The following is a 20,706-nucleotide window of genomic DNA, read 5'->3' as shown; positions in this document are numbered from 1 at the left end:
GCATCATGAACCAGACCACGCGCCTCTGGGGCGGCCGTTTCCGCAAGCCGCCGGACCCGCGCATGATGAAGCTGTCGAGCGCGGCCGGCGCCCATGCCCGGCTCGCGCCGCAGGACATCGCCGGCGGCAAGGCGCATGCGGCCGAGCTCGAACGCGCCGGGCTGCTCAGCCAGGACGAATTCGAGACCATCGTCGCGGCGCTCGACGGCATCGCCCGCGACCTCGCGGCCGGCGCGCTCGCGCCGAACGACGGCGACGAGGACGTCCATACCTTCATCGAGCGCGTTCTGATCGCGCGGATCGGCGCGACCGGGGCCAAGCTCAGGGCCGGGCGCTCGCGCAACGACCAGGCCGCCAACAATCTGAAGCTCTATCTGCGCGCCGAAGCACGTACGGTCGGCGCGATGCTCGCCGACTTGCTCGCGGCGATCGCCGATCAGGCCGAGCGGCACGCCGCCTCGGTCTGCCCGGGCTTCACCCATCTGCAGAGCGCCCAGCCGGTCACCTTCGGTCATTGGCTGATGGCGCATGGCCAGGCGCTGTCGCGCGACGCCACGCGCCTGCAGGACTGGGAGAAGCGCTCCTCGCTCTCGCCCCTGGGAGCCGCGGCGCTCGCCGGCTCGGCGATCGCGCTGACGCCCGAGCTCAGCGCCAGGGCGCTCGGCTATGACGGGCCCTGCGAGAACTCGGTGGATGCGGTCGGTGCGCGCGACCATGTCGCGGAATTCCTGTTCGTCGCGGCGATGCTGGCGACCAATCTGTCGCGGCTGGCGGAGGAGGTGACGCTGTGGACCTCGCGCCAGTTCGGCTGGGTCGTGCTCGACGATGCCTTCGCGACGGGATCCTCGATCATGCCGCAGAAGAAGAATCCGGACATCGCCGAGATCTCGCGCGGACGGGCGGCGCGCCTGACCGGCGATCTCGTCGCCATGCTGGGCGCGCTGAAGGGCCTGCCGCTCGCCTATAACCGCGACCTCGCCGAGGACAAGCGCGCCGCCTTCGACGCGGTCGACGTGCTCGGCGAGGTGCTGCCGGCCTTCGCCGGGCTGATCGCGACGATGGAGGCCAGACCCGAGGTGATGCGGGCCCAGGCCGGCGCCGGCTTTGCGCTGGCGACCGAAGTCGCCGATCATCTCGCCCGCAAGGGCGTGCCCTTTGCCGAGGCGCACGAGATCAGCGGCGCGCTGGTGCGCTATTGCGAGGAGATGGGCCGCGAGCTCGAAGGGCTGGAGCCGGTGGAATTGCGCGCGATCGATCCGCGCCTCGACGAGAGCGTGCTGGCGGTGCTGACGCTCGACGCGGCAGTGGCGGCGCGCAGCGGCCATGGCGGCACGGCCCCGGCCAGGGTGGCCGAGCAGATCGGCCGCTTCCGCGCCTGGCTCGCCGGCTTCGCGCAGTGGACGCGGGAGCGCGCGGCATGAGCAGTGCAACCCAGACCATGCCGGATCGCGGCCTCGCCGAGATCGCTGGCCTGACCATCGTGCCCAAGCGCTTCTACGGGCGCTGGGTCGCCGCGGCGGCGATCCTGTTCGTGCTGGCCTGGGTGGTGAAGGCGTTCGCGCAGGGCCAGATCGCCTGGCCGGTGGTGGCGCAGTTCTTCACCGCGCCGGCCATCCTCGGCGGGCTCGTCAACACGCTGATCATGACCGTCTGCGCCATGGGGCTCGGCATCGTGCTCGGCGTGATCTTCGCGATCATGTACATGTCGCCGAACCCTGTACTGCGCGGTGTCGCGCTGTTCTACATCTGGTTCTTCCGCGGCACGCCGCTGCTGCTGCAATTGCTGCTCTGGTTCAACCTGGCGCTGGTCTTCCCGACCATCGGCATTCCCGGCGTGGTCGAGTGGCGCACCATCGACGTGATCGGCCCGTTCATGGCGACGCTGCTCGGCCTCGGCATGAACCAGGGCGCCTACACCGCCGAAGTGGTCCGCTCCGGCATCCTCTCGGTCGATGTCGGCCAGACCGAGGCCGCCAAGGCGATCGGCATGACGCGGCTGACGACGCTGCGCCGGATCGTGCTGCCGCAGGCGATGCGGGTGATCATCCCGCCGGTCGGCAACGAGGTGATCAGCATGGTCAAGCTGACCTCGGTCGCCAGCGTCATCCAGTTCTCCGAGATCCTGCGCAACGCGCAGACGGTGTATTACGCCAATGCCCGCGTCATCGAACTCCTGATCGTCGCGGCCGGCTGGTACCTCATCGTCGTCACCCTCCTGCAGATCGGCCAGTTCTTCCTCGAACGCGCCTTCTCGAAGGGGAGGGGCGAACGCCGCGCCAAGCCTCAGATCGCCGAGGAGGCCGCCGCGTGACCGCTTCGTCTCCGATCGTCGTCGCCGCCCGCGTCACCAAGCAGTTCGGCCCCCTCAAGGCGCTGAACGCGGTCTCGCTTTCTGTCATGCCGGGGGCGGTGCAATGCATCATCGGCCCCTCCGGCTCGGGCAAATCGACGCTGCTGCGCTGCATCAACCAGCTCGAGAAGATCGACGCCGGCGCGATCACCGTCGCCGGCGAGCTGATCGGCTATCGCCGCGTCGGCAACGAGCTGCACGAGCTCAGCGACGCCGAGATCGCGCGCCAGCGCCTCAAGACCGGCATGGTCTTCCAGCGCTTCAACCTGTTCAACCATATGACGGTGCTGCAGAACATCGTCGAGGGGCCGCTCACCGTGCTGAAGCGGCCGCGGCGCGAGATCGTCGCCGAGGCGATGGCGCTGCTCGAGCGCGTCGGCCTGGCCGAGAAGCGCGATTCCTATCCGATCGAGCTTTCCGGCGGCCAGCAGCAGCGCATCGCCATCGCCCGCGCGCTGGCGATGAAGCCGCAGGTGATGCTGTTCGACGAGCCGACCTCGGCGCTCGACCCCGAGCTCGTCGGCGAGGTGCTGAACGTGATGCGCGACCTCGCCGCGACGGGCATGACGATGATCGTGGTCACCCATGAGCTCGGCTTCGCCCGCGAGGTCGCGAGCGACGTCGTCTTCATGGACAAGGGCGAGATCGTCGAACAGGGCCCGCCGCAGCAGGTGCTGGTCTCCCCGCAGCAGCCCCGCACCCGCGACTTCATCGCCGCCGTCCTGAAGTGAACTTAAGCCAAGTGAACCCAAGCAAAGCCGATCCAGGCAAGGACCAGAGGGAGACCACCATGCTTCGCCTTTCGCTCGCCGCCGCGCTGCTCGCCGGCACCGCGCTCGCCGCCCAGGCCCAGGCCCTGCCGGATCGGATCAAGAGCGCCGGCAAGATCGTCATCGCGACCCAGCCGAACTATGCGCCGATCGTCTACAAGGACCCGGCGACCAACCAGATGGCCGGATTCGACTACGAGCTCGGCGAGGCCATCGCCAAGGAGCTCGGCGTCAAGGCCGAGTGGCAGGAGACCGCCTTCGCCCAGATGCTGCCCTCGCTGACGACCGGCCGCGTCGACATGGTGATGGCCGGCATGAGCGACCTGCCGGCGCGGCGCGAGACGGTCGATTTCGTCGACTACATGGTCTCGGGCGCGCAGTTCTACACGGTCACCGCCTTTGCCTCCTCGATCAAGTCGGTCGACGACCTCTGCGGCAAGAGCGTCGGCGCCAGCCGCTCGACCAACTGGCCGAAGCAGATCGGCGAGTGGAGCGATGCGAACTGCGTTGCCAAGGGCAAGCCGGCGATCACCGTTGTCGGCACGGAGGGCTCGGTCGACGCGCGCACCCAGCTCAAGACCCAGCGCCTGCAGGGCGGCGTCCAGGGCAGCGAGACGATGAACCATTTCCAGAAGCTCGAGCCGAACACCTATGTTCCGCTCGGCGAGCCCTTCACCCGCTCGCTGACCGGCATCCCGTTCCCGAAGACCGCCGAGGGCGGCCAACTGCGGGACGCGGTCAAGGGTGCGCTGGAGCGGCTGCAGGCGAACGGCACCTATGACAAGCTGATCGCCAAATACGTCCAGCCGAGCAACGCGCTGAAGCCGATCTCGGTCAACAAGGGCGAGTGATCGCTTGACCCTGCCGGCCTCGGCGGCTTCGCTGCCGTCGAGACCGGCGGCCTCTTCGCCGGAATGTCCCGCGAGGATGGCGTGCTGACCTTCCGCCAGATCGAGGTGTTCAAGGCGGTGATGGCCTGCGGCAGCCTCGCCGGCGCCGCGCGCGAACTCCGCATCGCGCAGCCGACCGTGACGCGGATGATCCTGCGCATGGAGGATCAGCTCGGCGCCAGGCTGTTCAACCGGGTCCGCGGCCGGCTGACGCCGACGCAGGAAGCGGCGCGCTTCCTCGCCGAGATCGACCGGGCCTTCGAGCAGATGCGCTCGGCGGTGGAGCGGGCGGCGCAGGCGGCGCTGCCCGAGCGCTCGGTCTTCCGCTGCGGCGCCTCGCCCAGCATCGGCCGCGGGCTCGTTCCGGCGGCCCTGGCGCGGCTGCTCGCGGGACTGCCGAGCGTCTCGCTGCAGCTCGACATCCTGACGGTCAGCCAGGTGCTGCCCTATCTGCTCGACGGCTCGGCCGATGCGGCGGTGACGCTGTTTCCGGTGCTGCACCACGAGGTCGTCAGCACGCCCGTCGGCCGGGGCCGGCCGATGCTGCTGCTGCCGGCCGGCGATGCGGGCATGTCCTCCGGCGGGGTCAATCTCGCCGAACTCGCCGAGCGCGCCTGGATCGTCTTCCAGCCCCGCTCCGTCCATGGCGACATGGTGGCCGGCATCCTGTCGGATCACGGCCTGCGGCCCGCCCGGACGCATATGGTGCGCTTCGCCGAGACGGCGGTCGCCCTGGTCGAGGCCGGTGTCGGCGTCTGCATCGTCGACGAGTTCTCGGCGCGCGCCGCCGACATGTCGCGTCTGCGCTGCCTGCCCGTGCCGACGAGCAGGCGCTACGAGGCCTATCTGCACCGCCCGCTCGCCGCCCGCGGCGAGTTGACGGAGCAGTTCGCGCGCTGCCTGAAGGATGAGCTGCGCGCGCCGTCTATGCCTTGAGGCTATGGACCGGACATAGAACGTCGCTTGAACCGGCTGGCCGGCTCCGTTTGAGTCCGCACAGAAAATCAGGGAGGACTCAAAATGCAGAAGAGTCGGCCGGCGATGAGCCGGCGGTTCGTCCTGTCCGGCATGGCGGCCGCGATGGCCTGCCCGGCGCTGGCGCAATCCTATCCGGCCAAGCCCGTCACCCTGATCGTCACCTTCGCGGCCGGCGGCGGCGTCGACGTGACCGCCCGCCTGGTCGCGGAATCGCTGAGCCAGATCCTCGGCCAGCGCGTCATCATCGACAATCGCGGCGGCGGCGCGACGATGACCGGCACGCAAGCCGTGACCAAGGCCGATCCCGACGGCTACATGCTGCTCGCCGCGCCGACCACGATGGTGATCAACCCGGCGCTGCGGGCGAGCATGCCGTTCGACTGGCGCAGCGATCTCGTCCCGGTCGGGCTGATGGCGAAGCTGCCCTTCGTGGTGGTGACCCGGCCGAACGCGCCGATGAACACGATGAAGGATCTGGAAGCGCTGGCGAAGCAGCGGCGCGAGCCCATCCTGTTCGCCTCGGGCGGCACCGGCACGGTCGCGCACCTCGCCGGCGAGCTCTTCGCCATGCGCACCGGCAGCAAGATGCAGCATGTGCCCTATCGCGGCGAGGGCCCCTCGCTCGCCGATGTCGCGGGCGGGGCGCTCGACGTCACTTTCGCGACGCTGGCCGCCGTGGCGGGGCAGGTCGAGGGCGGCACGCTGAAGGCGCTCGGCGTCACCACCAGCGAGCGCGCCGGGCTGCTGCCGAAGGTGCCGACCGTCGCCGAGCAGGGCTATGCCGATTTCGACGTCTCGGCCTGGGTCGGCCTGATGGCACCGAAGGGAACGCCGCCGGCGGTGACCGAGAAGCTGCGCGCTGCGCTCGCGACGGCGCTGGGCGATGCCGAATTGCAGCGCAAGCTCGCCGCCAGCGGCTCGATCCCCGCGGCGCCCGGCTTCGACTTCGACGGCTTCCTGAAGCGCGAGAGCGAGATCTGGAGCAAGGTCGTCAAGGACGCGGGCGTCAAGGTCGACTAGTCGGACCACCGCAATGCTCGCCATCCGAAAAGCCGCGCCGGAGCCCGGGCTCCTCCGCCAGGAGGTCGTGCCCCCCGCTCCAGCGCATGAGGACGAGGTGCTGGTCCGCGTCGAGGCCGCGGGGATCTGCGGCACCGACCTGCACATCGCCGACTGGTCGGCGGGCTACGAGGCGATGGCGAGCGCCATGCCGGTGACGCTCGGCCATGAATTCGCGGGACGGGTCGAGCGCGGCCCGTCCGACTGGGTCGGCCGGCGCGTGGTGGTGAGGCCCTCCGTGACCTGCGGACGCTGCGAAGGCTGCCGGGAGCGGGGGGAGGACGGCTGCACGGCGCGCACCGGTATAGGCATCCGCCGCGACGGCGGCTTCGCCAGCCTGGCGAGCGTGCCGGCGCGCAACTGCGTCGCCGTGCCAGAGGGGCTTGATCCCGAGCTCGCGGCTCTGACCGAGCCGATGACCGTCGCGGCGCAGGCGGTGGCGCGTGCCGGGGCGGTGGCGGGCAAGCGCGTGCTCGTGCTCGGCCCGGGGCCGATCGGGCTGGGCGTCGCGCTCTTCGCCGAGCGGGCGGGCGCGGCAGCGCTGACGATCGCCGGCCGCGACGATGCGGCGAGGCTGGCCTGCGCTCGCGCCCTCGGCTTCGCCGACACGCGGGATGCGCTCGCCGGCGATGCGCCGCTGGAGCCCGCCGGCTACGAGGTGATCTTCGAGGCTACCGGCGTCCCCGAGGTCGCGAGCGCGGCGCAGCGGCTGCTTGCTCCGGGCGGCGTCCTGGTGATCTGCGGCATCCATGCCCGGCGGGCGAGCTTCGATCTGACGGCGATGGTGCGGCTCGAGCAGAGCGTCGTCGGCTCCTACCGTGCGCCTGTCGCGCGCTGGGGCGAGGTCGTCGTGGCGATCACGGCCACGCCGGAGCGGTTTCGCCAGCTGATCAGCCACCGCCTGCCGCTGGCCGAGGCGCTCGACGGCTTCGCCCTCATGCGCAGCCGTGCCGCGGTCAAGGTGATGCTGCGGCCATGACGAGCAGCGCCTTCCTCGTCTTCGCCAACGATGTCGACCCGGCGCGGCGCGAGGCCTATGAACGCTGGCATGGCGGCCACCATGTGCCGCAGCGGCTGACGGTGCCGGGCATCCTGCGTGCCACGCGCTATCAGGCGGTGGGCGGCGGATCGCCCGACTATCTCACCGTCTATGACCTCGCCAATATCGCAGTGCTGAATTCGCCGGCGTATCGCCGGCTGGCCGAGCAGCCCGATGCGGTCACGCGGGCGATGCGGCCCTCACTGCGAAACCCTTTGCGGCTCGCCTGCCGCGCGCTGGCGGGCGCCGCTTGCGCGCATGGCGGTTTCCTCGTCATGCTCCGGATGCCGATTGCGAGCGTCACGCGCGCAGCCGAATGGCTGGCGACGGAAAAATCCGCGACGATCAGGCTGGGCAGGACTGCCCCCGATGCCGGCGGGCACCCGATCATGGGGCAGGCCGCGATGCCGGAGGAGGCCGTCGCGCTCATCTTCGCCGATGATCCGGAGGACGCGCAGGCGAGGGCCGAGACCGTGCGTGATGCGGTTCAGGCCGAGATCCGGCAGGCGCCCGGTTCCGGCCTGATCTATGAGCGGATCGAGAGCTTTCCCTGATCCAGGCGGCTGGCCTCGGCTGGTGTCCGGGCTGCGCGATGGCGGCGCTTGTGTTATACGCTTTGTAGAACACAGCTCGGAGAGCGCGCCATGAACAAGCCCGGAAAGCCCGCCGGCGACCAAGCGATGGTCCTGCAGGTCCGCAAGATCGGCAATTCGGTGGGCATCATCCTGCCGAAGGAATTGCTGGCGCGGCTCAAGCTGGCGGAAGGCGACAAGCTGACGGTGGTCGAGCAGCCGGAAGGGGCCTTCAAGCTGACGCCGCATGACGACCTGCACGAGCGCACCATGGCGATCGCCCGCAAGGCCATGAAGCAGTATGCCAATGCGCTGCGCGAACTGGCGAAATGACCGAGCCGCTCTGGCTCACACCCGACGTCGTCGCTGATATCCATTCCGAGCAGCTGGCGCTCTTTGGTGGCCCCGACGGCATCCGTGATCAGGGCCTGCTGGAATCAGCCTTGGCGCGCCCGACCAACCGGTTCGCCTATGGCGAGACCGACATGGCGGCGCTGGCGGCAGCTTATGCGTTCGGTATCGCCAAGAACCATCCCTTCATCGACGGCAACAAGCGCGTCTCGCTGCTGGCGCTGATCATCTTCCTTCGGTTGAACGGGATCGAGTTCGCCCCCAGCGAAGCCGATGCCGCCGCGATCGTCCTTGCGCTCGCCGCCGGCGAGGTCGAGGAGGAGGGGCTGACGCGCTGGATCCGCGACAACTGGCCGAAGGATGCGCCGACATGACCAAGCCGATCTGGATCGAGGCCGCGATCAACGGGCCCTGGGGCAAGCAGCGCCAGCCCGGCATCCCGATCGCGATCCCCGACATCGTCGCCGACGGGATCGCTGCGGTCGAAGCCGGCGCCGCGATCGTCCATCTGCATGTCTACGATGTGGAGACCGGCCGCCAGCGCGACGACTGGGAGCTCTATGCGCAGGCGATCGAAGGCATCAGGGCCAAGGTCGACGCGGTCGTCTATCCGACGATTCCGATCCTCGGCTCGGGCTACGCCGGCGACATCATCGGCTCGGGCCGCTATACGCATCTGGAAGAGCTCGCCAAGCGCGGCCTGGTCGAATGGGGCGTGCTCGATCCCGGCTCCTGCAACTGGACGACCTTCGCCGGTATCCCCGAGGGCGAGGCCGGCTTCATCTACCAGAATCCGGGCGAGCATATCCGCGAGGGGATGGCGGTCGCCCAGGCGCACGGGATCCATCCGAGCTACGCGATCTACGAGCCCGGCTTCACCCGGCTGGGCGCGGCGCTGGCCAAGGCCTATCCCGGCATGCCGACGCCGATCTACCGGCTGATGTTCTCCGACGCCTTCGCCTGGGGCTTTCCGCCGAGGCCGTATGCGCTCGAGGCCCATCTCGCCCTTTTGGCCGAGTGCGCGCCGCAGGCGCCGGTGATGATCGCCGGGCTCGGCGTCGACCTCAGGGAGATCGTCGCGCCCGCGGTCGCACGCGGCGTTCATGTCCGGGCCGGGCTGGAGGATGCGCCGTTCGGAGAAACGCGGAGCAATGCCGAACTGATCGCCGACATGGTGCGGCAGGTCGAGGCGGCCGGGGGGCGAGCGGCGAGCGTGGCGGAGGTCAGGGCGAGCCTGGCGGCGTGACGGGGGAGTGGCGGCGAGCGTTGCCGGCGATTAGCGTCTCGCGCTTCCAATGAGCCAGGGGAACGCCATGGCATCGGTGACTGTCGAACTGCGCAATGTCGAGGGCACGCAGGCCGCGATGGGGTGGGCGGGCGCGCATACCGTGATCGTCGATCGTCCCGAGGGCAGGGCCGGCGGCATGGGGCTCGGCTTCAACGGCGCGCAATTGCTCGCGCTCGCGCTCGGCGGCTGCTTCTGCAACGACCTGCGCTATGCCGCGCACGAGCTCGGCGTCGGGCTCGGCCGGATCGCCGTCTCGGTCACGGTCGAGCTCGCGGGCACGCCTCTGCTGACCAAGGCGGCGACGATGCGCGTCGAATGCGAGACGCAGGACGGAGCCGACGCCACGGCCGTCATCGAAAAAGCCCGGACGATCTGCATGGTCGCCAACTCGCTCGGGCGCGGCTTCCCGGTGGCGATCGAGCAGGCCGGGTGCGCCTGAGACAGCGTGCCGGCTGGCTTTCCCGGGCGGAGCGCCTACATCGAATGGCAGCCCGTCATCAGCCGCGCGAGCCCCGATGTCCGAACGCGATAGCGAAGCCAACCGATTCTCCGCCCGCGCGGCACGCTATGCTCGCGTCGGAGCCAATGTCGGAGGGGTGGCGGCGCGGATCGCCGGAGCCAGGCTGTTCGGGCTCGAAGGCCGCAACGCCGGCAATGCCGAGGCGCTGGCCAAGGCGCTGGGCGGGCTGAAAGGGCCGCTGATGAAGGTGGCGCAGCTCGTCGCCACCATTCCCGACGTGGTGCCGCCGGAATACGCCGCCGAGTTGCAGAAGCTGCAATCGGAGGCGCCGCCGATGGGCGCGGCCTTCGTCAAGCGCCGCATGCAGGCCGAGCTCGGCGCGGGCTGGCGCGAGCGCTTCGGCGAGTTCGACCTCAAGCCGGCCGCCGCCGCCTCGCTCGGGCAGGTGCACCGGGCGATCTCGCTCGACGGCGTCCCGCTCGCCTGCAAGCTGCAATATCCGGACATGGAATCGGCGGTCGAGGCGGACATCGCCCAGCTCGAGATCCTGTTCGGGCTGCACCGGCGCATGGGCGCGGTGATCGACACCAGCGAGATCGCCAAGGAGATCAGCGCCCGCGTCCGCGAAGAACTCGACTATCGCCGCGAGGCGAAGCATGTCGCGCTCTACCGGCAGATGCTCGCCGCGACGCCCGAGGTGCGGGTGCCGGATGTCGTGCCGGAGCTGTCGACGCGCCGGCTCCTGACCATGGGCTGGCTCGATGGCGACAAGATCCTCAACCACAAGCAGGCGAGCCAGCAGGTCCGCGACCGGATCTCGACCGCGATGTTCCGGGCCTGGTGGCGCCCGTTCAGCCATCACGGCGTGATCCATGGCGACCCGCATCTCGGGAACTACACGGTCTTCCAGGAGGGCGGCGAGCCCGGCGGCATCAACCTGCTCGACTATGGCTGCATCCGCATCTTCCCGCCGAGCTTCGTCGGCGGCGTCGTCGATCTCTATCGCGGCCTGCTCGAAGGCGAGGAGGCCCGCGTCGTCCACGCCTACGAGGTCTGGGGCTTCAAGGGCCTGACCAAGGAGCTGATCGACATCCTCAACATCTGGGCGCGGTTCATCTATGGCCCGCTGCTGGAAGACCGCACCCGTCGGATCGCAGAGGGGGTCAGCCCGGCCGAATACGGCCGCAAGCAAGCCTTCCAGGTCCATTCGGCGCTGAAGGCGCGCGGGCCGGTGACGGTGCCGCGCGAATTCGTCTTCATGGACCGCGCCGCGATCGGCCTGGGCGGCGTCTTCCTGCATCTCGACGCCGAGCTCAACTTCCACAGGCTGTTCGAGCAGGAGATCGAGGATTTCGGCGTGGCGCAGGTGGCCGATGCGCAGCGGGCGGCGCTGGCCGAGGCCAGGCTCTAGATTCGGGCAAGCGCCTCGAGCGGCGCCGTTCCCGGCAGGCCAGTCTTGCCGCCGGCACGATGCCGTCTTGGCCGCCCAACGCAGCGGCCGGGTGATTTTCCTTGACTTAAATCGATTTAATAGGCCAGTGGAGCCGATGTTCGTGATCCGGCGGCGCATGCCGCTGGATGCGCGCGACGGCCGCTCCGTTGCCGACCCTTCCGAGGTGCGGTACAGGGCGTCAGGATAGGGTCAAACTCGGGACTTTTTTCATGGCCGACCACGGACACGCCGCCGACATTCCGCAGATGGACTACAAGGAGCACGAGCGCACCTATCGCGGCTTCGTGCACTTCGCCGAAGTCGGCACGCTGGCCTGCCTCGCCATCGTCGCGGCGCTCGCCGTCGGCGGCGCCAAGCATGCCTGGGGTACCGCGATCATCGGCACGCTGCTGACCCTGGTCGGCACCGGCGTCGGCATCGCCGCCCCGTCGGTCGGCTGGCGCGCCACGCTCGTTCCCCTCGTTCTGATGCTGCTCGCGCTCCTTCTCTACTAAGCCCGAAAGGCCTGGCCTCCATGCGCATCGCTGTCCCAGCCGAAACGCAAGGGGCGGAGACCCGCGTCGCCGTGACGCCGGAAACCGTCCGCAAGTTCATTGGCCTCGGGGCCGATGTCGCAGTGGAGAAGGGGGCGGGCCTCGCCTCCGGGATTACGGATAGCGAGTACGAAGCGGCCGGCGCCACGCTGGCGCAGACGGCCGCCGAGGCGCTCGCCGGAGCGGACATCGTGCTGAAGGTGCGCCGCCCGGCCGAGGACGAGATCGCCGGCCTGCCGGCCGGCGCGCTCGTCGTCGGCATCATGGACCCCTATGGCAACGAAGCGGCTGTCGAAGCGTTGGCGAAGGCCAAGGTCGCGGCCTTCGCCATGGAGTTCATGCCGCGCATCACCCGCGCGCAGGTGATGGACGTGCTGTCCTCGCAGGCCAACCTCGCCGGCTATCGCGCGGTGATCGACGGCGCCGCCGAATACGGCCGGGCGCTGCCGATGATGATGACCGCCGCCGGCACGGTGCCGGCCGCACGGATCTTCGTGATGGGCGTCGGCGTCGCCGGGCTGCAGGCGATCGCGACCGCGCGGCGTCTCGGGGCCATCGTGACGGCCACCGACGTCCGCCCTGCGACCAAGGAGCAGGTCGAATCGCTGGGCGCCAAGTTCCTCGCCGTCGAGGACGAGGAGTTCAGGCAGGCGCAGACGGCCGGCGGCTACGCCAAGGAAATGTCCAAGGAATACCAGGCCAAGCAGGCCGAGCTGACGGCGAGTCACATCGCCAAGCAGGACATCGTCATCACCACCGCGCTGATCCCGGGGCGCCCCGCGCCGAAGCTGATCTCGGCGGCGATGGTCGAGAGCATGAAGCCCGGCTCCGTCATCGTCGACCTCGCGGTCGAGCGCGGCGGCAATTGCGAGCTCGCCAAGCCGGGCGAGGTCGTGACCACGCCGAACGGCGTCAAGATCGTCGGCCACCTCAACGTGCCCGGCCGGCTCGCCGCCACCTCCTCCAGCCTCTACGCCAAGAACCTCCTCGCCTTCGTCGAGACGCTGATCGACAAGGCCGGGAAGACGCTCGCGGTGAATTGGGAGGACGAGCTCGTCAAGGCGACCTGCCTGACCCGGGACGGGGCGGTCATCCATCCGAATTTCGCGGCCAAGGCCTGAAGGCGCACAGAGGGGAGTGTCACGTCATGGCTAATCCGGCACCCGAACAGGCGCTCGAACAGGCCCGCTCCGCCGCGGCACTGGCGAAACAGGCGGCCGAGCTCGCCGAAAAGTATGCCGAGCAGGCGGCCGCAGCCGCCGGCGCCGCGACGGGCGTCGACCCGACGGTCTATCGCCTCGCCATCTTCGTGCTCGCGGTCTTCGTCGGCTATTATGTCGTCTGGTCGGTGACGCCGGCGCTGCACACGCCGCTGATGTCGGTCACCAACGCGATCTCCTCGGTCATCGTCGTCGGCGCGCTGCTCGCAGTCGGCGTCCAGGCCGCGCCTGCCCTGGGCGACGGGCCGCTCTGGGCCAAGGTCTTCGGCTTCATCGCACTGATCCTGGCCTCGGTGAACATCTTCGGCGGCTTCCTCGTCACCGAGCGGATGCTCGCCATGTACAAGAAGAAGGGCTGACGCGCATGGCCGCCAATCTCGCCGCCCTTCTCTACGTCATCGCCGGCGTCCTCTTCATCATGGCCCTGCGGGGCCTGTCGCATCCGACGAGCTCGCGCCAGGGCAATCGCTACGGCATGATCGGCATGGCGATCGCCGTCGCGACCACGGTGGTCTTCTATCCGCCGGCCGGCTTCTCGGGCTGGCTGCTCGTCATCCTCGGCATCGCCATCGGTGGCGGCTTCGGCGCCTATATGGCCAAGCGCGTGCAGATGACGCAGATGCCGCAGCTCGTCGCCTTCTTCCACTCTTTGGTCGGCCTCGCCGCCGTGCTGGTGGCGGCGGCGGCGCTCTACGCGCCGGAAGCCTTCGGCATCGGCCAGGTCGGCAGGATCAAGGGCGCGAGCCTGTTCGAGATGGCGCTCGGCGTCGCGATCGGCGCGATCACCTTCACCGGCTCGATCATCGCCTTCCTCAAGCTCGACGGGCGCATGAGCGGCAAGCCGATCATGCTGCCGCAGCGCCACGGCATCAATATCGGCCTCGGCATCGCGCTGCTGGTGATGCTGCTGATCTTCCTGAAGACGGAGAGCCATTTCCTCTTCTGGCTGATCGTTCTGGTCTCCTTCGCGCTCGGCGTGCTGCTGATCATCCCGATCGGCGGTGCGGACATGCCGGTCGTCGTGTCGATGCTGAACTCCTATTCCGGCTGGGCGGCCGCGGGCATCGGCTTCACGCTCGGCAACATGGCGCTGATCATCACCGGCGCGCTTGTCGGCTCCTCGGGCGCGATCCTGTCCTACATCATGTGCAAGGGCATGAACCGCTCTTTCATCTCGGTCATCCTCGGCGGCTTCGGCGGCGAGACGGCCGGGCCGGCCGGCGGCGCCGCCGCCGAGGCGCGGCCGGTGAAGCAGGGTTCGCCGGACGATGCCGCCTACATCATGAAGAACGCCGGCAAGGTCATCATCGTGCCGGGCTACGGCATGGCGGTCGCGCAGGCGCAGCACGCGCTGCGCGAGATGGCGGACCTGCTCAAGAAGGAGGGCGTCGAGGTCAAATACGCCATCCATCCGGTGGCGGGCCGCATGCCCGGCCACATGAACGTGCTGCTGGCGGAGGCCAACGTGCCCTATGACGAGGTCTTCGAGCTCGAGGACATCAACTCGGAATTCGGCCAGGCCGACGTCGCCTTCGTCATCGGCGCCAACGACGTCACCAACCCGGCGGCGAAGACCGATCCGGCCTCGCCGATCTACGGCATGCCGATCCTCGACGTCGAGAAGGCCAAGACCGTGCTGTTCATCAAGCGCGGCATGGGCTCGGGCTATGCCGGCGTCGAGAACGAGCTGTTCTTCATGCCCAACACGATGATGCTGTTCGGCGACGCCAAGAAGGTCACCGACGAGATCGTCAAGGCGATGGCGCACTGAGCGCCTGAGCGCCTGAGCGCTGTCGCAGCGTCGCGCAGGGCCGGCTCGATGCCGGCCCTTTTCGTTCGCGCCTCCTCGCCGATCCGGACAGAGGCGCGATGGCGGGCGGGGATCCGCCGGCGGAAAGCCGGCCGCGCGCCTCAGAAGCGGAACATGCCGCCACCGCCGCCGAGGCGGGCCGAGCCGGCGCGGGCGATCTGGTTGTTGCCGTCGAGGCCGAGGGCACGCTGATAGGCCTCGCTCGCCTCGGTCTTCTTGCCCTGCTTCTCGAAGGCGAAGCCGCGGCCGGCCCAGGCGGCGGCGTTGCGGTTGTCGACATTGAGCGCGGCGGTGAAGTCCTCGAGCGCGGAATCGTATTTGCCCAGCGCGTTGAGGCTCTCGCCACGGGCGATATAGGGCGGGGCGGTGTAGGGGTTGCGGTCGATCACCGAGTCGAAGTCGGTGACGGCGTGCTGGTGCTGGCCTTCCTTCTGGTAGACCAGCCCGCGGGCGTGGAAAGCCTCGGCCGATTCCGGATTCAGGCGGATGGCGGTGTTGAGATCGGCGAGCGCCTGCTGGCTGTTGCCCTGGACGCGCAGCAGATTGGCGCGCGCGATGAAGGCCGGGGCATAGTTCGGATTGGCGGCGGTGGCGCGGTTGAAGTCCTGCAGCGCCGCGTCGTTGCGCCCGCTCTGGCGCAGTGCCAGGCCGCGATTGGTGTAGGCCGGCGCGAAATTGGCGTCGATCTGCACCGCCTTGGTGAAGTCGGAGATCGCGTCGGAATAGCGGCCGATGCGGGCATAGGCCGCGCCGCGGGTGTTGTAGGCCTGCGGGTCGTTCGGGTTGCGGTCGATCACGTCGCTGAGCGAGCGGATATTGACGCTCGCGGCCTCGGCATTGTCGGTCTGGAGTTCCGCGACGCCGGCACCGGAGCCCATGCTCACCGTGTCGCAGCCTGCGAGCGCGAGCGCGAGGCCCGTCGCGATCAGCCAGTTCCTGCCTGTGACCATGCTCTTGTCCATCACCCTGCTGCTCTCGTCCCCTGATGCGCCGCCCGGGCAGCGCGTCTCCTCCGCTAAAACGCCCAAGCTCTGACAATGCCTGGTTAACGACGCTACAAAAACAGCAGCGCCCGGAGAAGCTCCAGGCGCCCACCGATTTCAGAACGGTATCCGCGGCGGCCGGGCGCTGGTCCCGGCCGACCGGCTCAGGGGCGCTTCGGCTTCGCCGGCGCCGGCAACAGGCCCTCGCGCTGCAGCTTCTTGCGGATCAGCTTGCGGGCCCGGCGGACGGCCTCCGCCTTCTCGCGTGCCTTCTTCTCTGACGGCTTCTCGTAATGGCCGCGGAGCTTCATCTCACGGAAGATGCCTTCGCGCTGCATCTTCTTCTTCAGCGCCCGCAGCGCCTGGTCGACATTGTTGTCGCGAACGAGAACCTGCACGTCTGGAGTCCGTCGTTATACGTGGTCCGGAATCGGGGCGGCGACCTTTCCTCCGAAAGATCGCCGCGAAGGCCGTGCGGATAGCAGAATTCAGGCAGCCTGTCCACGCCGCACCGCGGTAAAACGCGCGGAAACGCGCTGGTTTCGAGGGGGCGGCCTGTTTCCGAGATCGGCCGGAGACGTCAAGCCCTCATCCCGAGGAGCGATCTCGGATCGCATCCCGAAGGATGCTTCGGACGTCTCCGGAGCCCGCCGGAGCTTCCTCCGCGACGCTGCTTGCGCGGCTTCTCGGGACGAGGGCTCCGCGAGGATCGCGGCGGGACGTCACTCGCCCTCGGGGACGACGCGGGTGACGTGGCCCATCTTGCGGCCCGGCCTTGCGTCGCGCTTGCCGTAGAGATGCAGATGCGTGCCCGGCTCGGCGAGGATGGCGCGCCAGCCCTTCACCTCGTCGCCGATCAGGTTCCGCATGGTGACGCGGCCGCGCCGCGCGGTCGCGCCGAGCGGGAAGCCGCAGACGGCGCGGACATGCTGGTGGAATTGCGAGGTCAGCGCCCCCTCGCTGGTCCAGTGTCCGGAATTGTGCACGCGCGGCGCGATCTCGTTGACGACGACCTGCTCGCCGCTCCCGCTCTCGACCAGGAAGAACTCGACGGCGAAGACGCCGACATAGGCGAGCGCCTCGCCGATGCGCCGTGCCGCCTCGATGGCGGCGGCCGCGGCCTCTGCGCCGATGCGGGCCGGCACCTGCGTCAGCGCCAGGATATGGTCGCGATGCTCGTTCTCGCAGACGTCGAAGGCGGCGAAGGAGCCGTCGGCGGCGCGGGCGGCGACGACCGAGACCTCGCGCGAGAAGCTGACGAAGCCTTCGAGGATCGCCGGGAAATGGCCGATCTCGTCCCAGGCCTGCGCGAGGTCGACATCGTCGGCGAGCTTGACCTGGCCCTTGCCGTCGTAACCGAAGCGCCGCGTCTTGAGGACGGCGGGGCGGCCGAGCCGGGCGACGGCGCGCTCGAGGTCGGCGAGCGAGTCGACCGGCTCGAATGGCGCCACGGCAAGCCCGAGCCCGGCGACGAAGCGCTTCTCGGTGAGGCGGTCCTGCGTCACCGCCAACGCCCTGGCGCCGGGATGGAGCGGCGTGCGTGCGGCGAGGAAGGCGGCGGTCGCGGCCGGGACGTTCTCGAACTCGTAGGTCACCACGTCGACGGCGTCGGCGAAGCTGGCGAGCGCCGCCTCGTCCTCATAGGCGCCGATGGTGTGGCGGGCAGCGACCTCGTAGGCGGGGCTGTCGGGCTCGGGCGCGAAGATGTGGGCGCGCACGCCGAGATCGGCCGCGGCCAGCGCCAGCATGCGGGCGAGCTGCCCGCCGCCGAGGATGCCGAGAACGGCGCCGGGGCCGAGACCGCGCGGATCGGGCTGGATCATGCGTCGTCCCTGGGGCGCTCGGCGACGGCGCCGCTCAGCCTGGCGCGCCAGGCGTCGAGCCGCTCGGCGAGATCGGCGTCGGAAAGCGCCAGGACCGCGGCGGCGAGCAGCGCGGCGTTGATCGCTCCGGCCTTGCCGATGGCGAGCGTGCCGACCGGGATGCCGCCCGGCATCTGCACGATCGAGAGCAGGCTGTCCTGGCCGGAGAGCGCCTTGGATTCGACGGGGACGCCGAAAACGGGGAGCGGCGTGAGCGAAGCGGTCATGCCCGGCAGATGGGCCGCACCGCCGGCGCCGGCGATGATGACCTTGAATCCCTCGGCCCTGGCGCCCTTGGCGAAGGCGACCATGCGGTCGGGCGTGCGATGGGCCGAGACGATGCGTGCGTCATGGGCGATGCCGAGCTCCTGAAGCGTCTCTGCGGCGTGGCGCATGGTCGCCCAGTCGGACTGGCTGCCCATGATGATGGCGACGGGAGGGGTCGGCTCGGCCATGAGATCCATGCTTCCCGGGAGGAGGGAGGAAGCGCGCGATCTAGACCGGCCGCTGCGTCGCAGGCAAGCGCGGAATCAAGGATTCGGACGGATATGCCGAAGAAGAGGCCGCGCACCGCGCCCCTTCGCGACGGAGGGGCGGCGAACCATGGACCGCTAGGCGATGATGTCCGGCGTCAGCTGGTCCTCGAGATAGGAGATGCGGTCGCGCAGATAGAGCTTGCGCTTCTTCAGCCGCTGGATCTGGACCTGGTTGACGGGGCCGAGCCGCTCGAGCGCGTCGATGGCGCTGTCGAGATCGCGGTGCTCCTCGCGCAGGCGCGCCAGCTCTGCCTGCAGGACCTCGATCTCCTCCGGGCTCAGTTCGAATCCCATGAAGCCGTCTCATCATCGCCGCGATCGGGCGCGACTATGCGCAGGCGCGGGCGGCGCGGCAAGGGCGTCGCCGGCGTGGATGCCGGGACGGCCCGCTCGCATTCACGCGCCTCGGGAAAGATCCCGGAAGGGATCACAGAAACTCATGGCGCGGTGCCCGTCTGCCCCGCAGACGCGAAGCCGGCTCTGTGTCAGACTTGACCTGCCAGAACGCTCATCAGGAGGATCCAGATGTCGCTGCAGACCCATCTCGCCGAGCTCGAACGCAAGCATCGCCAGCTCGAGGAAGCCATCGCCCAGGCGATCGCCAGCCCCTCGTCGGACGATCTCGGCGTGGCTGAGCTCAAGCGAAAGAAGCTGCTGCTGAAGGACGAGATCGAGCGGGTGCGGCAGACCATGCCGTCGCCGACATTGCATTAGGATGACAGCGCGGGCCGCGGCGGCCCGCGACGCATCAGCAGTTCGCAGCCGGTCCCGACAGGGGCCGGTTTTTTTTGTAGAGAGCCGCTTCCCAGCCGGTGCGAGGCGACCGGAACCGAGACTGTGCGCCGGCCGGCGCGGCGCGTCGACGGCTGGAAGCGCGGCGCCGATCGTGCGAGAAGCGTCCGAGCCGAGAGGGATATCCCGTTGTCCCGCGTCGATCCGCACAACACCGCGCGATACTGGAATGCGGCCGGCATGAACGGCGTCAGCTGCCTTCATGCCGATTTCACGACGCATGACTACGCGCCACACCAGCACGACGCCTTCGTCGTCGCGGTCACGGAGAGCGGGGGCTCCGAGTTTAAGAGCCGCGGCCGCAGCGACGAGGCGCACGAGAGCGTGCTGCTGGTCTTCAACCCCGCCGAGCCTCATTCCGGCCGCATGGGCCGGAGCAGGCGCTGGCGCTATCGCTCGATCTATCTGACGCAGCCCGCCATCGATCAGGTGACGGCCGATCTCGGCATCGCCCGTCCGGCCTATTTCATGCGCAACGTCGTCGCCGATGCCGATCTGATCGCGGCCTTCGCCCGGCTGCACCGCAGCCTGGACGATGGTCGCGACCCGCTCGAGCAGCGCGAGCTCCTGGCCGCCAGCTTCGGCCAGCTCTTCCGGCGTCATGGCGACGGCGCGAGGTCCGTCCCGGTCGCGCCGCGAGACGCGGCCGCGCTGTCGCGGGTGACCCGGCTGATGGCGTCCCGGCAGGCCGAGAGCGGGCTGACCCTGGACGAGATGGGGCTCTGGGTCGGCATGACCTCGTTCCAGCTCATCGGCCTGTTCAAGCGCGGCGTCGGGCTGACGCCGCACGCCTATCTGACCCAGCTGCGGCTGAAGGCGGCGATCCGGGAGCTGAGGGCCGGGGCAGCCATCGCGGACGCCGCCCTGGCCAGCGGCTTCTACGACCAGAGCGCGCTGACGCGGCACTTCAAGCGCTCCTTCGGCATCACGCCCCTGCAATACCAGAGGGCGGCCGCCAGCCGCTGACCGCTCAATTTCCGCCAATACCGCTCCGGGCCGCGGCTCCAGACTTCTTCCAAAAGGAGTCTTCGCGTGACGCGCTATTTCTGCCTGGACGAGCCCGAGCTGTTCGCGCTCGAAACCGTCGTGACCGCAGCCGAGCCGGGGCGGGTCCGGCTCGAGCGCTCGCCATTCTATCCCGGTGGCGGCGGCCAGCTGCCCGATCGGGGGAGCCTGCTTTGGTCGGGCGGCGAGGTCGCGCTCGCCGGCTTCGAGACGCAAGGCGATGGCATCTGGCATCTGCTCGCCGAGCCGGTCACGCTGTCCGATGCCGTGGTGGCGGAGGTCGACCGGCCGTTCCGCCAGCTCATGCGCGAGCTCCACACCGATCTGCACATCGTCAACGCGCTCGTCTACCAGGGCTTCGACGGCGCCCTCGTGACCGGCGTGCAGATGAACGAGGACGGCACTGCCCGGATCGATTTCGATCTGCCGGAGGCCGACAACGAACGCCTGCGCGGTCTCGAAGGCGCCATCAACGAGGTGATCAGGCAGGACCTGCCGGTTCTCGAGACCTATATCGACGCGGGCGAGGCCGTCGACGAGCCCGGCCTGATCCGCTCGCGCTCGGTGGCACCGCCGCCGACGGCCGATGGCCGGATCAGGGTCGTCGAGATCGCCGGGCTCGACCGTCAGGCCTGCTGCGGGACGCATCTGGCGGGAACGGGGGCGTCGCGACCGGTGCGCATCCTCAAGATCGACAACAAGGGCCGGCACAACCGGCGCCTGCGCATCGGCCTCGACGGCGCGTGACGCCGGCC

At 69.4% G+C, this 20,706-nt stretch carries 25 protein-coding genes; 20 read left to right on the top strand and 5 right to left on the bottom strand.

Features of this window, described 5'->3' with window-relative positions:
* Nucleotides 1-5: 5 nt before the first annotated feature.
* From argH to CS1GBM4_RS15860, 17 genes are all read left to right on the top strand, one after another.
* Nucleotides 6-1,421 (top strand): argininosuccinate lyase, encoded by a 1,416-nt coding sequence (gene argH / locus CS1GBM4_RS15940; protein ID WP_186419696.1) that lies wholly within the window; start codon nucleotides 6-8, stop codon nucleotides 1,419-1,421.
* A complete protein-coding gene (locus tag CS1GBM4_RS15935) occupies nucleotides 1,418-2,311 on the top strand; it encodes an amino acid ABC transporter permease (RefSeq protein ID WP_186419695.1) in 894 nt (297 codons plus the stop codon). The genes argH and CS1GBM4_RS15935 overlap by 4 nt, the downstream gene beginning before the upstream one ends.
* The gene (locus tag CS1GBM4_RS15930) at nucleotides 2,308-3,081 is read left to right on the top strand and encodes an amino acid ABC transporter ATP-binding protein (protein WP_280177725.1); all 774 of its coding nucleotides are present in this window, start codon (nucleotides 2,308-2,310) and stop codon (nucleotides 3,079-3,081) included. Before CS1GBM4_RS15935 ends, CS1GBM4_RS15930 begins: the two co-directional genes overlap by 4 nt.
* A gap of 59 nt (nucleotides 3,082-3,140) precedes the next feature.
* A complete protein-coding gene (locus CS1GBM4_RS15925) occupies nucleotides 3,141-3,971 on the top strand; it encodes an ABC transporter substrate-binding protein (protein ID WP_186419694.1) in 831 nt (276 codons plus the stop codon).
* Between the two features lie 81 nt (nucleotides 3,972-4,052).
* Nucleotides 4,053-4,946, top strand: coding sequence for a LysR family transcriptional regulator (locus CS1GBM4_RS15920; protein ID WP_186419693.1), 894 nt, complete (start codon nucleotides 4,053-4,055; stop codon nucleotides 4,944-4,946).
* 84 nt (nucleotides 4,947-5,030) lie between these two features.
* Nucleotides 5,031-6,008 (top strand): tripartite tricarboxylate transporter substrate binding protein, encoded by a 978-nt coding sequence (locus CS1GBM4_RS15915; protein WP_186419692.1) that lies wholly within the window; start codon nucleotides 5,031-5,033, stop codon nucleotides 6,006-6,008.
* Between the two features lie 67 nt (nucleotides 6,009-6,075).
* Entirely contained in the window at nucleotides 6,076-7,026 is a 951-nt protein-coding gene (locus tag CS1GBM4_RS15910; protein ID WP_244607250.1) for an alcohol dehydrogenase catalytic domain-containing protein, read from the top strand.
* Entirely contained in the window at nucleotides 7,023-7,640 is a 618-nt protein-coding gene (locus tag CS1GBM4_RS15905) for a hypothetical protein (protein WP_186419690.1), read from the top strand. Before CS1GBM4_RS15910 ends, CS1GBM4_RS15905 begins: the two co-directional genes overlap by 4 nt.
* A gap of 126 nt (nucleotides 7,641-7,766) precedes the next feature.
* Nucleotides 7,767-7,991, top strand: a complete 225-nt coding sequence (locus CS1GBM4_RS15900; RefSeq protein WP_186419823.1) for an AbrB/MazE/SpoVT family DNA-binding domain-containing protein — start codon at nucleotides 7,767-7,769, stop codon at nucleotides 7,989-7,991.
* Entirely contained in the window at nucleotides 7,988-8,383 is a 396-nt protein-coding gene (locus CS1GBM4_RS15895; RefSeq protein WP_186419689.1) for a type II toxin-antitoxin system death-on-curing family toxin, read from the top strand. The genes CS1GBM4_RS15900 and CS1GBM4_RS15895 overlap by 4 nt, the downstream gene beginning before the upstream one ends.
* A complete protein-coding gene (locus CS1GBM4_RS15890) occupies nucleotides 8,380-9,255 on the top strand; it encodes a 3-keto-5-aminohexanoate cleavage protein (RefSeq protein WP_186419688.1) in 876 nt (291 codons plus the stop codon). The genes CS1GBM4_RS15895 and CS1GBM4_RS15890 overlap by 4 nt, the downstream gene beginning before the upstream one ends.
* Nucleotides 9,256-9,322: 67 nt before the next feature.
* Nucleotides 9,323-9,736, top strand: a complete 414-nt coding sequence (locus CS1GBM4_RS15885; protein WP_186419687.1) for an OsmC family protein — start codon at nucleotides 9,323-9,325, stop codon at nucleotides 9,734-9,736.
* 76 nt (nucleotides 9,737-9,812) lie between these two features.
* A complete protein-coding gene (locus CS1GBM4_RS15880) occupies nucleotides 9,813-11,168 on the top strand; it encodes an AarF/UbiB family protein (protein ID WP_186419686.1) in 1,356 nt (451 codons plus the stop codon).
* Nucleotides 11,169-11,419: 251 nt separating this feature from the next.
* Nucleotides 11,420-11,704 (top strand): aa3-type cytochrome c oxidase subunit IV, encoded by a 285-nt coding sequence (locus CS1GBM4_RS15875; RefSeq protein WP_186419685.1) that lies wholly within the window; start codon nucleotides 11,420-11,422, stop codon nucleotides 11,702-11,704.
* 20 nt (nucleotides 11,705-11,724) lie between these two features.
* Entirely contained in the window at nucleotides 11,725-12,864 is a 1,140-nt protein-coding gene (locus CS1GBM4_RS15870) for a Re/Si-specific NAD(P)(+) transhydrogenase subunit alpha (RefSeq protein ID WP_186419684.1), read from the top strand.
* A 26-nt stretch (nucleotides 12,865-12,890) separates the two neighbouring features.
* Nucleotides 12,891-13,322, top strand: coding sequence for an NAD(P) transhydrogenase subunit alpha (locus CS1GBM4_RS15865; protein WP_186419683.1), 432 nt, complete (start codon nucleotides 12,891-12,893; stop codon nucleotides 13,320-13,322).
* Nucleotides 13,323-13,327: 5 nt separating this feature from the next.
* Nucleotides 13,328-14,734 carry an NAD(P)(+) transhydrogenase (Re/Si-specific) subunit beta gene (locus tag CS1GBM4_RS15860; protein ID WP_186419682.1) on the top strand — a complete coding sequence of 469 codons (1,407 nt, stop codon included), beginning with the start codon at nucleotides 13,328-13,330 and terminating at the stop codon, nucleotides 14,732-14,734.
* 140 nt (nucleotides 14,735-14,874) lie between these two features.
* Here the strand turns inward: CS1GBM4_RS15860 and CS1GBM4_RS15855 are convergent, their stop codons facing one another.
* From CS1GBM4_RS15855 to CS1GBM4_RS15835, 5 genes are all read right to left on the bottom strand, one after another.
* Nucleotides 14,875-15,723 carry a tetratricopeptide repeat protein gene (locus CS1GBM4_RS15855; RefSeq protein ID WP_244607249.1) on the bottom strand — a complete coding sequence of 283 codons (849 nt, stop codon included), beginning with the start codon at nucleotides 15,721-15,723 and terminating at the stop codon, nucleotides 14,875-14,877.
* 197 nt (nucleotides 15,724-15,920) lie between these two features.
* Nucleotides 15,921-16,154 (bottom strand): 30S ribosomal protein S21, encoded by a 234-nt coding sequence (rpsU, locus tag CS1GBM4_RS15850; RefSeq protein ID WP_186419680.1) that lies wholly within the window; start codon nucleotides 16,152-16,154, stop codon nucleotides 15,921-15,923.
* Nucleotides 16,155-16,478: 324 nt separating this feature from the next.
* Nucleotides 16,479-17,579: a 5-(carboxyamino)imidazole ribonucleotide synthase gene (locus tag CS1GBM4_RS15845; RefSeq protein WP_186419679.1), complete on the bottom strand. Its 1,101-nt coding sequence runs from the start codon at nucleotides 17,577-17,579 to the stop codon at nucleotides 16,479-16,481.
* Complete coding sequence (gene purE / locus CS1GBM4_RS15840) at nucleotides 17,576-18,073, bottom strand: 5-(carboxyamino)imidazole ribonucleotide mutase (RefSeq protein WP_186419678.1); 498 nt, start codon at nucleotides 18,071-18,073, stop codon at nucleotides 17,576-17,578. Before purE ends, CS1GBM4_RS15845 begins: the two co-directional genes overlap by 4 nt.
* Nucleotides 18,074-18,229: 156 nt before the next feature.
* The gene (locus CS1GBM4_RS15835; RefSeq protein WP_186419677.1) at nucleotides 18,230-18,448 is read right to left on the bottom strand and encodes a DUF465 domain-containing protein; all 219 of its coding nucleotides are present in this window, start codon (nucleotides 18,446-18,448) and stop codon (nucleotides 18,230-18,232) included.
* A 231-nt stretch (nucleotides 18,449-18,679) separates the two neighbouring features.
* On the opposite strand from CS1GBM4_RS15835, the gene CS1GBM4_RS15830 reads away from it, so the two are divergent.
* From CS1GBM4_RS15830 to CS1GBM4_RS15820, 3 genes are all read left to right on the top strand, one after another.
* Nucleotides 18,680-18,868: a DUF465 domain-containing protein gene (locus CS1GBM4_RS15830; protein WP_186419676.1), complete on the top strand. Its 189-nt coding sequence runs from the start codon at nucleotides 18,680-18,682 to the stop codon at nucleotides 18,866-18,868.
* A gap of 207 nt (nucleotides 18,869-19,075) precedes the next feature.
* Nucleotides 19,076-19,912, top strand: coding sequence for an AraC family transcriptional regulator (locus CS1GBM4_RS15825; protein WP_186419675.1), 837 nt, complete (start codon nucleotides 19,076-19,078; stop codon nucleotides 19,910-19,912).
* Between the two features lie 66 nt (nucleotides 19,913-19,978).
* Nucleotides 19,979-20,698 carry an alanyl-tRNA editing protein gene (locus CS1GBM4_RS15820; protein ID WP_186419674.1) on the top strand — a complete coding sequence of 240 codons (720 nt, stop codon included), beginning with the start codon at nucleotides 19,979-19,981 and terminating at the stop codon, nucleotides 20,696-20,698.
* The last annotated feature ends 8 nt before the right edge of the window (nucleotides 20,699-20,706 follow it).

This window comes from Allobosea sp. CS1GBMeth4 (assembly GCF_900185715.1).
Classification (GTDB): Bacteria; Pseudomonadota; Alphaproteobacteria; order Rhizobiales; family Beijerinckiaceae; genus Allobosea.
Note: the sequence above shows the minus strand (reverse complement) of the source record. Positions and strands in the feature narration are given on the sequence as shown.

Bases quoted from the DNA above. Each gene is read 5' to 3' on its own strand.
- argH (WP_186419696.1), top strand. From the start codon at position 6: ATGAACCAGACCACGCGCCTCTGGGGCGGCCGTTTCCGCAAGCCGCCG.
- CS1GBM4_RS15935 (WP_186419695.1), top strand. From the start codon at position 1,418: ATGAGCAGTGCAACCCAGACCATGCCGGATCGCGGCCTCGCCGAGATC.
- CS1GBM4_RS15925 (WP_186419694.1), top strand. From the start codon at position 3,141: ATGCTTCGCCTTTCGCTCGCCGCCGCGCTGCTCGCCGGCACCGCGCTC.
- CS1GBM4_RS15915 (WP_186419692.1), top strand. From the start codon at position 5,031: ATGCAGAAGAGTCGGCCGGCGATGAGCCGGCGGTTCGTCCTGTCCGGC.
- CS1GBM4_RS15905 (WP_186419690.1), top strand. From the start codon at position 7,023: ATGACGAGCAGCGCCTTCCTCGTCTTCGCCAACGATGTCGACCCGGCG.
- CS1GBM4_RS15900 (WP_186419823.1), top strand. From the start codon at position 7,767: ATGGTCCTGCAGGTCCGCAAGATCGGCAATTCGGTGGGCATCATCCTG.
- CS1GBM4_RS15895 (WP_186419689.1), top strand. From the start codon at position 7,988: ATGACCGAGCCGCTCTGGCTCACACCCGACGTCGTCGCTGATATCCAT.
- CS1GBM4_RS15890 (WP_186419688.1), top strand. From the start codon at position 8,380: ATGACCAAGCCGATCTGGATCGAGGCCGCGATCAACGGGCCCTGGGGC.
- CS1GBM4_RS15885 (WP_186419687.1), top strand. From the start codon at position 9,323: ATGGCATCGGTGACTGTCGAACTGCGCAATGTCGAGGGCACGCAGGCC.
- CS1GBM4_RS15880 (WP_186419686.1), top strand. From the start codon at position 9,813: ATGTCCGAACGCGATAGCGAAGCCAACCGATTCTCCGCCCGCGCGGCA.
- CS1GBM4_RS15875 (WP_186419685.1), top strand. From the start codon at position 11,420: ATGGCCGACCACGGACACGCCGCCGACATTCCGCAGATGGACTACAAG.
- CS1GBM4_RS15870 (WP_186419684.1), top strand. From the start codon at position 11,725: ATGCGCATCGCTGTCCCAGCCGAAACGCAAGGGGCGGAGACCCGCGTC.
- CS1GBM4_RS15865 (WP_186419683.1), top strand. From the start codon at position 12,891: ATGGCTAATCCGGCACCCGAACAGGCGCTCGAACAGGCCCGCTCCGCC.
- CS1GBM4_RS15860 (WP_186419682.1), top strand. From the start codon at position 13,328: ATGGCCGCCAATCTCGCCGCCCTTCTCTACGTCATCGCCGGCGTCCTC.
- CS1GBM4_RS15855 (WP_244607249.1), bottom strand. From the start codon at position 15,723: ATGGTCACAGGCAGGAACTGGCTGATCGCGACGGGCCTCGCGCTCGCG.
- CS1GBM4_RS15845 (WP_186419679.1), bottom strand. From the start codon at position 17,579: ATGATCCAGCCCGATCCGCGCGGTCTCGGCCCCGGCGCCGTTCTCGGC.
- purE (WP_186419678.1), bottom strand. From the start codon at position 18,073: ATGGCCGAGCCGACCCCTCCCGTCGCCATCATCATGGGCAGCCAGTCC.
- CS1GBM4_RS15835 (WP_186419677.1), bottom strand. From the start codon at position 18,448: ATGGGATTCGAACTGAGCCCGGAGGAGATCGAGGTCCTGCAGGCAGAG.
- CS1GBM4_RS15830 (WP_186419676.1), top strand. From the start codon at position 18,680: ATGTCGCTGCAGACCCATCTCGCCGAGCTCGAACGCAAGCATCGCCAG.